Origin of the sequence: Jatrophihabitans sp. (genome assembly GCF_051960575.1) — a bacterium.
Classification (GTDB): Bacteria; Actinomycetota; Actinomycetes; order Mycobacteriales; family Jatrophihabitantaceae; genus JBQCEE01.
In genome coordinates this window covers 1-9,933 of the sequence record NZ_JBQCEE010000037.1, presented here as the reverse complement: position 1 = coordinate 9,933, position 9,933 = coordinate 1, and the positions used below count along the sequence as shown (strand labels likewise).

Genomic DNA, 9,933 nt, shown 5'->3' with positions numbered 1-9,933 from the left:
AGGGCGCCGCGCACTACCAGAAGCTCCGCACCGCCCTGAAGGCGGGCAAGGGCGCCCCGGACGTGGCCCAGGTCGAGTTCCAGTACATCTCCTCGTTCACCGTCACGGACAGCCTGCTGAACCTCGCCCCGTACGGGGCGTCCGGCCTCGGCGACCAGTACGTGCCGTGGGTGTGGAACCAGGTCAAGCAGGGCGACGCCGTCTACGCCATCCCGCAGGACTCCGGACCGATGGGCAACCTGTACCGGGAGGACATCCTGGCCAAGGCGGGCATCACCACGCCGCCGAAGACCTGGGACGAGTACGCGGCCGACGCGGCCAAGATCCACCAGGCGAACGCGAACCAGTACATCACCTTCTTCTCGCAGAGCGACCCGAACTGGTACACGGGCCTGCTCTGGCAGAACGGCGCGCAGCTGTTCTCCGACCAGGGCGGCAAGGTGAAGGTCAGCATCGCCGACAACCCCAAGGTCACCCAGGTGAACCAGTACTGGCAGAAGCTCATCTCGCAGAAGCTGGTCGCCACGAACCTGCAGGGCTTCTCGCCCGAGCTGTACAAGGCGTGGAACGACGGGACCGTGCTCAGCTGGATCAGCGCGGCGTGGGGCTACAGCACCATCCGTGACAACGCCAAGGACACGAGCGGCAAGTGGGCCGTCGCGCCGATCCCGCAGTGGACGGCCGGCGGCACGACCTCCGGCAACTGGGGCGGCTCGTCGACCGCGGTCTTCTCGAGCAGCAAGCACCCAGCCGAGGCGGCGAAGTTCGCGCTGTGGCTCAACACCGACCCCGACGCCCTCGCGCTCGAGAACAAGCTCGGCGGTCTGTACCCGGCGGCCAAGGCCGGCCTGGACATCCCGTCGCTGCAGCAGGGTGTCGACTTCTACGGCGGCGAGAAGATCTTCGACGTCTTCAAGCAGGCGAGCGCCGGTGTCGCGACGAACTTCCAGTGGGGCCCGACCATGACCGACACCTACAGCGCGCTGAAGGACGGCATCGTCGGGGCACTCTCCGGCTCGGGCACGCTCGACGCGGCCACGCAGTCGGCCCAGACGAAGACGATCGCGTCGCTCAAGGCACAGAACGTCCCGATCGCCAACTGATCGGTACGAGGCCCGGGTGGGGTGAAACCGCGCCCCCACCCGGGCCGACCCCCTCGTCGTCCTCCCCGACCGCCCCGCCGCCAGTCGGAGGTCGTCATGGTCGCCAACGTCACCGTCCCGGTCGCCGCCACCGAGGCCGCGGACAGGGCCGCGCCGGCCCGGCGCCGGACGCCCGGGCTGCGCAACGGGCGCACCCCGTGGTTGTTCATGGCGCCCTTCCTGGTGCCGTTCATCCTCTTCTACCTGGTGCCCGTGCTGTACGCGCTCTGGCGCAGCCTGCACAAGATCCAGCGCACCGGCGGCATCTACGGCAAGCCGACCGAGGCGTGGGCGGGCACCTCCCAGTTGAGCCGCGTGCTGCACGACGGCGACTTCCGCTCGAGCGTGTGGCGGGTGCTGACCTTCGGCATCGTCCAGATCCCGATCATGTTGCTGCTCGCGCTCGGGCTGGCCCTGATGCTCGACTCGACGGTCGCGCGGGCCAAGCGGTTCTTCCGCATCTCGTTCTTCATCCCGTACGCGATCCCCGGCGTGATCGCGGCGCTCATCTGGGGCTTCGTCTACAGCCCGAACCTCTCGCCGATCGTGTCGCTGCTGCGCAAGCTCTCGATCGAGCCGGACTTCCTCGGGTCGAACCTCGTGCTCTGGTCGATCGCCAACGTGGTGACCTGGACCTACACCGGCTACAACATGCTGATCATCTACTCGGCGCTGCAGGCCATCCCGCAGGAGCTGTACGAGGCGGCCAAGCTCGACGGTGCGAGCAACTGGGAGACGGCCCGGTACATCAAGATCCCGTCGGTGGCGCCGGCGATCGTCCTCACCGGCGTCTTCTCGATCATCGGCACGCTGCAGCTGTTCACCGAGCCGGTCGTCTTCAGCAAGATCGCCACGACGATCACCTCGACCTACACGCCGAACATGGTCGTGTTCGACGCCGGCCAGAACAACTACGACTACGCCGCGGCGCTCTCGGTGATCCTCGCCGTCTCGACGTTCATCCTCTCCTTCGCCTTCCTCAAGGCGACGCAGCGGAAGGCGGCGCAATGAGCCTGCTGACGAACACGGCCGGGGCGATCACCACGCCGCCGCCGGCCGAGACGGCGACCGGACGACGCGGGCCGAAGGACAGCCCCTGGTCGATCGCCATGGCGATGACCGTGCTGGTCATCATGGCCGTCTACTTCCTCGCCCCGGTCTACGTGCTGTTCACGGCGTCGACCAAGACCCAGTCGGACATCGCGAAGGGCAGCAGCCTCGCGCCGAGCAGCCAGCTCGCCCACAACATCGCCCGCCTGTTCGGACGCGACGACCACATCTACGTCGACTGGCTGCTCAACAGCGTGCTCTACGCCGTGGGCGGTGCCACCATCGCCACCTTCCTCGCGGCCCTGGCCGGCTACGCGCTCGCGAAGTACCAGTTCCGCGGCCGCGAATTCATCTTCAACGTCGTCCTCGGCGGCGTGCTGATGCCCGCCACGGCCCTCGCCCTGCCGCTGTTCCTGATGTTCGCGAAGGTGCAGCTGACCGACACCTACTGGTCGGTGCTGCTGCCCTCGATCGTCAGCCCGTTCGGCGTCTACCTCTCACGCGTGTTCGCCGCGGCGTCGGTGCCCGACGAGATCATCGAGGCGGGCCGCCTCGACGGTGCCAGCGAGTTCCGCATCTTCTGGCAGGTGTCGACGCGCATGATGGCGCCGGCGCTGGTGACGATCTTCCTGTTCCAGTTCGTCGCCATCTGGAACAACTTCTTCCTGCCGCTCGTGATGCTGCAGAACAGCAAGCTCTACCCGGTGACCCTCGGCCTGTACTCGTGGCAGTCGCAGATCTCGCGCGTGCCCGAGCTGCAGGTGGCCGTCATCGTCGGCTCGCTGGTCTCGGTCGTCCCGCTGATCATCACGTTCCTGGCGTTGCAGCGGTACTGGCGCACCGGCCTGTCCGCCGGGGCGGTGAAGTGAGCCCACGGCTCGACGAGGTCACGGCCCGGCTCGGGGGCATCGCCTACGGCGGTGACTACAACCCCGAGCAGTGGCCCGAGGAGATCTGGGCCGAGGACATCGCGCTGATGCGCGAGGCCGGCGTCAACCTCGTCACCGTCGGCGTCTTCTCGTGGGGTCTGCTCCAACCCGCCCCCGGACGCTTCGAGTTCGGCTGGCTCGACCGCGTGCTCGACAGGCTGCACGAGGGCGGCATCGCCGTCGACCTCGCGACCGCGACGGCGAGCCCGCCACCCTGGTTCACCACCCGCCACCCCGAGGCGGCGCTGGTCGACGTGACGGGTGCGCGACGAAGCCACGGGGCGCGGCAGGCGTACTGCCCGTCGTCGGCGGCGTTCCGCGAGGCCACGGTCGACATGGCCGGGGCGATGGTCGAGCGCTACGCCGACCACCCGGCCGTGGTGCTCTGGCACGTCTCGAACGAGTACGCGAACCACAACTGGCACTGCTACTGCGACGCGTCGGCCGAGGCGTTCCGGCACTGGCTCGAGGCGCGCTACGGCACGATCGATGCCCTCAACGCGGCGTGGGGTACGGCGTTCTGGTCGCAGCACTACGGCGACTGGCGCGAGGTGCTGCCGCCCCGCGCGGTGTCGTACCACTCGTTCGCGAACCCGACCCAGCAGCTCGACTGGTGGCGGTTCAGCTCGGGTGAGCACGTGCGCCTCTACCGCGCCGAGCACGAGGTGATCGCCGCGCGCGCGACGCAGCCGGTCACCACGAACTTCATGAGCTTCTGGAAGCCGCTCGACTACTGGGACTTCGCCGACGCGGTCGACCTGGTGAGCAACGACGACTACCTCATCGTCGACGACCGCGACCCGGCCGAGCGCACGGCGATGGCCGCCGACCTCATGCGCTCGCTCGCGTCCGGCGAGCCGTGGCTGCTCATGGAGCACTCGACCTCGGCGGTGAACTGGCAGCCGCGCAACCGGGCGAAGGCGCCGGGCGAGCTGCGGCGCACCTCGCTGCAGCACCTCGCCCGCGGCGCCGACGGTGCGCTGTTCTTCCAGTGGCGGGCGTCGCGCGCCGGCGCCGAGAAGTTCCACAGCGCGCTGGTGCCGCACGCGGGCACCGACTCGCGGGTGTGGCACGAGGTCGTCGATTTCGGCGCGGATCTGCGCAAACTCGGCGCGGTGACGGGTAGCCGGGTCGATCGGCCACGCGTCGCGATCGTGCACGGCTGGGAGTCGTGGTGGGCGGGCGAGCTCGACTCGCACCCGTCCCAGGACTTCTCGCCGTTCGCGCAGCTGCGCCGCTGGTACGGCGCGCTGTGGGGGCGTTCGGTCGGCGTCGACTTCGCGCGGCCGGGCGCGTCGCTGGACGGCTACGACCTGGTCGTCGTCCCGGGGCAGTACCTGGTGGACGACGCTGCCGCGCGCGTGATCACCGAGTTCGTCGCCGGCGGCGGCACGGTCGTCATCACCTGGTTCTCGGGCATCGTCGACGAGCACGACCACGTGCGGCTCGGTGGGTACCCCGGCGCGTTCGCCGAACTGCTCGGCGTGCGCATCGAGGAGTTCGCGCCGCTGCTCGCCGGGCAGTCGGTCGGGTTGTCCGACGGCTCGACGGCGACGCTCTGGAGCGAGCACGGCCGCACCACGACGGCGACCGCCGTGCTCACCTACGCCGACGGGCCGACCGCCGGCTCACCGGCGCTCACGGTGCACGGGCACGGCAGCGGGCACGCCTGGTACGTCGGCACCGAGCTGTCCGACGAGCGCTTCGGCCGGCTGGTCGACGACCTGCTGACCGCAGCGGGTGTCGAACCCGTCGTCGCCGGCCTGCCCCGGGGCGTCGAAGCGGTGCGCCGGGTCGGCGGCGACGGTGCCTGGCTGTTCCTGGTGAACCACACCGGCGACGAGGTGTCCGTCGCGGCCGACGGCACCGAGGTGTTCACCGGCAGGCAGGTCGACGGTGCGCTGGCGCTGCCCGCGGGCGGCGCGGCGGTCGTGCACTCGACGCGCTGATCAGGCCCGCGCCGCGCGCCGGTACCGCCCGGGCGACGAGCCGACGACCTCGGTGAACGCGCTGTAGAAGCGCGACGACGAGGTGAACCCGGCCTGCGCGCCGACGTCGCTGACCGGCAGGTCCGTCGTCAACAACATCCGTTGAGCCGCGGCGACGCGGCAGCGGGTGAGGTAGTCGCCGATGGTCGTGCCGGTGACGCGCCGGAACGAGGTCATCGCGTGGTGCGGGTGCAGGTGCGCGGCGGCCGCGACGTCGGACGACGTGATGGGCTCGTCGTAGTGGTGCGCGATGAAGGTGGCCATCGTCAGCGCGTGCGTCACGCCCGGCCCGGCGTCCCCCGTGCGCGGCGCAGTGCCGGCGGCGTGCGGCCAGGCCGCCGTCGTCGGCGCTGCGGTCGGCGGTCGCTCGGCGCCGAGGGCGAGCCGGCGCAACCGCGCCTGCATCTCGAGCAGCGCGACCTCCTGCCGTTCGCCGCCGACGGCGAGATCGTGCTGCCACTGGGCGAACCGGGCGTCGTCACCGGCGACCGCGGCCGGGTCGTGGTCGACGACCGGTTCGGCGGCGAGCAGCCGGTCGCGGGCCGCCGCCGGCAACGGCCAGCCGAGCACCGTCGGCATCGGCACGGTGAGCCAGTGGCTGCGGGCCTCGGGGGAGGCGTCGATGAGCTGGTGCGGCATCGTCGCCCAGAAGGCCACGGTCTGCCCGGCGGCGATGCGCACCGGTCGTCCGCCGAACAGGTAGACGACCTCGCCCCCGGTGACGACGTTGACCTCGACGTCGTCGTGGCGGTGCGCCGCGCGCATCGGAGCGGGGGCGCCCTGCCAGCACCGCAACCCGAACGACTCGTCGAGCACACCGCCCAGCCCGACCGGAGGATCCGGGAACATCCGGCGAGACTAGCGGAGGAAGTCTCTCCGCCTCGCGCCCTAGCGTCGACGCATGCGACAAACCCCCATGACGGCGTTCCCGCCGACCCCGGTCGGCCGCTCGGCCTTCCATCTCACGGCCGAGCAGCTCGCCGAGTACGACACGAACGGCTTCCTCGTGCTGCCCGGCCGCATCCCCACCGATCTGCTCGGCCGCCTGCGGGCGGCGTCCGAGCAGTGGATGGCCGACGGTGCCGACAGCGACGGCAGCGACGACTGGAAGTTCGCCGACCGACCGTCCGGTCGGGTGATGTTCCGCGTCGACTACCTGCACGCGAAGGGACGCTCGGCCTCACTCGAACTGCTCGGGTCGCCCGAGTTGCTCGGCCTCGCCGAGAGCCTCGCCGGGGCGAACTTCGTGCCGACCTACGAGTCGATGGTGTTCAAGGCCGAGGGCGACGGCGCGCCGATCGACTGGCACCAGGACGCCGTGCACCCACGCAGCCGGCGCATCGTCAACATCGACGTCTACCTCGACGACTCGGTGCCGGGGGCGGGCGCACTGCGGGTGCTGCCGGGCTCGCACCGCGCGGTCGCCGACGTCTGCGCGGTGCAGCACGAGCACGGCTGGGACGTGCCCGGCGCCGTCGAGGTCGGCCTGCGGGCGGGCGACGTGCTGCTGCACGACGTCATGGTCGTGCACGGGTCGCCGCCGGTGCGCGACGCACGCCTGCGCCGCACGCTCTACTACGAGTTCCGCGCGGCGGAGCAGATCCTCGCCGAGGGGCCGTGGGACGCCGCCTGGGTCGACCGGCGGCTGCGCCTGCTGCCGCTGGCCCTCGAGGCGCACGCCGCGGCGCGGCCGGGCGCCGTGCAGTTCGACTGGCGTCCGGACGAGACGCTGCGGCCGGTGCTGATCGGTGACCGGGCGGCCGAACTGCGCGTCGTGCACGAGACGCACAGCCCGGGCACGTATTGCAGCGCGGGCGATGTCACCGGTCGGGTCGGCGCGCTCGCCGACGCCGCAGCGGGCTGAGGCGGCCGACGGCCGGGCGACGCGGACGGGTCAGCCGGCGGTGCGGTCGGCGGTGCTGTCCGCGGCGGCGGGGAAGTGCTCGTCGATGAGCGCGGCGATGCGGCCGAGGCTCTTGGCGCTGCCCTTCTGCACGTAGGCGATCGCGCCGTGCTTCATCGCGGCCGCGCCGAGCACGTCGTCGCCGTAGCTCGAGAGCATGATGACCTGCACGCCGGGCACGGCGGCACGGATGAGCGGCAGCGCCTGCAGGCCGTCGAGCACCGGCATCGAGTAGTCGATGATCACCAGCGCGGGCTGCAGGCGGGTGGCGACCTCGACGGCGTGCGCGCCGTCGACGGCCTCGCCGATGATCTCGATGTCGGCGCGGCGGGACAGGTAGCGCCGCAGCGAGTCGCGGATCTCGTCGGTGTCGTCGGCCAGCACGACGCGGGTGACCGGGCCGGTGTGGGCGCTGACGGTGCGGGCAGGCGCGACGGGTGCGGCCGCCGGTGGCTCGAGCAGCGCCAGCACCTCACGCGCCGACGCCGCGGCCCGCTCGAGCCTGGCGCGCAGCACGGTGTCGAGCGAGCCCCGCAGCGCCGTGCCGAGGTCGTCGAGCACCCGCTGCTGCAGCCGCGCCGCCGCGGTGACGTCGACGCTGCGCTCGACGAGCGCGTCACGCGGTGCGTCGGCGACGGCGTTGACGGTGGTCAGCGCCATGACCTCGCCACCGAAGTGGATGGCCTTGCGGGCGACCTGCACGGCGAAGCGTGAGCCGTCGGCGCGGCGGGCGTGGAAGTGCGACGTCGATCGCGGCTGCGGCAGCACGACCTCGTCGAGGATGGCGCGGCCGGCGGGGCTCGGCGCGCGGAAGGCGCCGGGGATGAGCGTGGTGGCCGAGCGGCCGATCAGCTCCGGCTCGGCGTAGCCGAGCAGTTCGTGGGCGGCCGGGTTGGCGACGTGCACCGTGCCCTGCGCGTCGATGATGAGGACGGCCCGGCTCGCGCGGCCGGTCGCCCAGCGGATCTCGTCGTCACTGCTCGTGTGCGGTGAGGGGGGTGATCCGGGCGGGACGTGGTGGACGGTCATCGACGGCTCCTGCGGGAGGGCGACCGCAGCGGCGATCGTGGCGGGGGAGCCTCAGTATGTTGCCCTTCCGCGCCCGACCGCAGTGCCATTCGACCCAACTCGGCCGTGTTGTACACCGCTCGTCCGGCCTGTTCACCATGTGCTCATCGCCCTGCAACGCTGCCGACACGCACGACGTCCGGCAGTGCGGGCGATCGCGTCTCGACGAGCGTTGAGGCCTCGTCAGAGCAGTTGCAACACCTGCAGAAGATCGGCCGAACGGCGCTGGACCTGGCGCGTCCAGCGGCCGACGTCCTCCGCGGGCACGCGGCCGGAGCTCGCGGTCTCGACGCGGGCGAGGTCGTCCGGCGACGCGGGCGCATCGACGGCGGCGAGGTTCGTGCACAGCCGTGCGGTCGCCAGCACGCGCGCCAGCGGGTCGCGGCGCGACGTGTCGTGGTGGGCGCCGATCAGGTCGCACAGCGTCGCCGGGAAGTTCCAGGCGCGCAGCGTCTGGGCGCCGATGGTGTCGTGGGCGACGCCGTAGCGCTTGACCTCCCGCGCGCGCAGCGCGTCGATGTCGGCGGGTTCGGGCAGGCAGAGCGCGGGCAGCTCGCGCACGCGGTGCAGCAGGAGGGCGCCGACACAGTGCAACAGGCCGAGGCAGAACGCGTCGGACGCGTCGACGTCCAGCAGCGGCGCGCAGAGGCCGGCCGCCGTGGCGGTGACGGCCGCGTGGTCCCAGAAGCCGGCGGGCACATCGCCCTCGGTGCCCACGGCCGAGAGCAGCGCGACGGTGCGCACCGTGGTGAAGCCGAGCACGGCGACGGCGAGGTCGACCCGGCCGATGCGCGCGGTCAGGCCGTAGTACGACGAGTTCGCCAGCCGCAGCATGCTCGCCGTCAGCGCGGGGTCGACGGCGATCGCCCGCGCCAGGTCGGTGACCCCGGCGTCCGGATCGTCGGCGACGGCAAGCACGTGGTGCACCGCGCCCGGACGCGTGGGCAGGTCCTCGGGTTCCGTCCGCACCGGCGACACGACCGTCTCGGCGCTCACGCCGACTCCTGCTCCGGCGTCGCCTGGCGGGCGGCGACACCCCCGCCGGACACCTTCGCCCGGTACATCGCGGCATCGGCCGCCCGCAGCAGCGCCGTGAGGTCGCCGTGGTCGCGCAGCATCGCGACACCGATGCTCGCGCCGACGGTGAGGAGTTGACCCTCGACGGTGATGGGCCGGCGCAGGGCGCTCGACCGGCGCTGCGCCGCGGCGACGGCCTGGTCGACCGCCGTGACGTCGCGCAGCACGACGACGAACTCGTCACCGGCGAGCCGGGCCACCAGGTCGTCTTCACGGCCCTCCGCGCCCAGGCGGGACGCCACCTCGACGAGTACCCGGTCACCGGCGTCGTGGCCGAAGCGGTCGTTGACGGCCTTGAAGCCGTCGAGGTCGCAGAACAGCAGGGCCATGTCGTGGCGGCGACGGGCCGGGCTCTCGTACACGTCCTTCAGCAGCTCCATCAGCCTGCGGCGGTTGATGAGGCCGGTGAGCGCATCGTGGGTCGCGTCGTAGGCCAGCTTCGACTCACGGGCGCGGCGACCGGTGACGTCCTCGACCGTGCCGATGAACCCGCCTGCGCGGTGGTGGGTGGCGGTCGGGGTCAGCCGCAGCCGCACCCACCGCACCGGCCGGTCGCGGCCGTACATGCGCAGGGTGCGGTCGACCGGTTCGCCGACGACGACGCGCTCGAGGTCGCCGAGCAGTGCCGGCAGGTCGTCGGTCACGATGCGGCGCAACCATCCCGTCCCGACCAGCTCGTGGGGCGCGTGCCCGACGCTCGCCGCGCACGCCCCGTTGACGAACGACAGGCGGGCCCCGACGTCCGAGGCGACGATGCCGCCGGCCGCGCGCGGCGC

9 protein-coding genes are annotated in these 9,933 nt (G+C 72.0%); 5 read left to right on the top strand and 4 right to left on the bottom strand.

All coding sequences use genetic code 11. The features are described 5' to 3' along the window. The 4 genes from ACTHMS_RS01790 to ACTHMS_RS01775 form a co-directional block, all read left to right on the top strand. Positions 1-1,103 (top strand): extracellular solute-binding protein (locus ACTHMS_RS01790; RefSeq protein ID WP_440304968.1); only part of this gene is annotated, 1,103 nt, incomplete at its 5' end. Between the two features lie 96 nt (positions 1,104-1,199). Then, a complete protein-coding gene (locus ACTHMS_RS01785) occupies positions 1,200-2,153 on the top strand; it encodes a carbohydrate ABC transporter permease (protein WP_440304967.1) in 954 nt (317 codons plus the stop codon). Then, positions 2,150-3,061: a carbohydrate ABC transporter permease gene (locus ACTHMS_RS01780; RefSeq protein WP_440304966.1), complete on the top strand. Its 912-nt coding sequence runs from the start codon at positions 2,150-2,152 to the stop codon at positions 3,059-3,061. Before ACTHMS_RS01785 ends, ACTHMS_RS01780 begins: the two co-directional genes overlap by 4 nt. Beyond that, positions 3,058-5,070 carry a beta-galactosidase gene (locus ACTHMS_RS01775; protein ID WP_440304965.1) on the top strand — a complete coding sequence of 671 codons (2,013 nt, stop codon included), beginning with the start codon at positions 3,058-3,060 and terminating at the stop codon, positions 5,068-5,070. Before ACTHMS_RS01780 ends, ACTHMS_RS01775 begins: the two co-directional genes overlap by 4 nt. On the opposite strand, the gene ACTHMS_RS01770 is transcribed toward ACTHMS_RS01775, so the two are convergent. Then, the gene (locus ACTHMS_RS01770) at positions 5,071-5,958 is read right to left on the bottom strand and encodes a helix-turn-helix domain-containing protein (RefSeq protein WP_440304964.1); all 888 of its coding nucleotides are present in this window, start codon (positions 5,956-5,958) and stop codon (positions 5,071-5,073) included. 52 nt (positions 5,959-6,010) lie between these two features. Between ACTHMS_RS01770 and ACTHMS_RS01765 the strand changes: the two genes are divergently transcribed. Beyond that, on the top strand, positions 6,011-6,973 hold the full coding sequence (locus ACTHMS_RS01765; RefSeq protein ID WP_440304963.1) for a phytanoyl-CoA dioxygenase family protein: 963 nt from the start codon (positions 6,011-6,013) through the stop codon (positions 6,971-6,973). Between the two features lie 30 nt (positions 6,974-7,003). On the opposite strand, the gene ACTHMS_RS01760 is transcribed toward ACTHMS_RS01765, so the two are convergent. The 3 genes from ACTHMS_RS01760 to ACTHMS_RS01750 all read right to left on the bottom strand — a co-directional run. Beyond that, positions 7,004-8,041, bottom strand: a complete 1,038-nt coding sequence (locus ACTHMS_RS01760) for a response regulator (protein ID WP_440304962.1) — start codon at positions 8,039-8,041, stop codon at positions 7,004-7,006. Positions 8,042-8,263: 222 nt separating this feature from the next. After that, on the bottom strand, positions 8,264-9,076 hold the full coding sequence (locus tag ACTHMS_RS01755; protein ID WP_440304961.1) for an HDOD domain-containing protein: 813 nt from the start codon (positions 9,074-9,076) through the stop codon (positions 8,264-8,266). Further along, the coding region (locus ACTHMS_RS01750; protein WP_440304960.1) for a diguanylate cyclase domain-containing protein at positions 9,073-9,933 on the bottom strand (861 nt) is incomplete at its 5' end. The genes ACTHMS_RS01750 and ACTHMS_RS01755, both read right to left, overlap by 4 nt.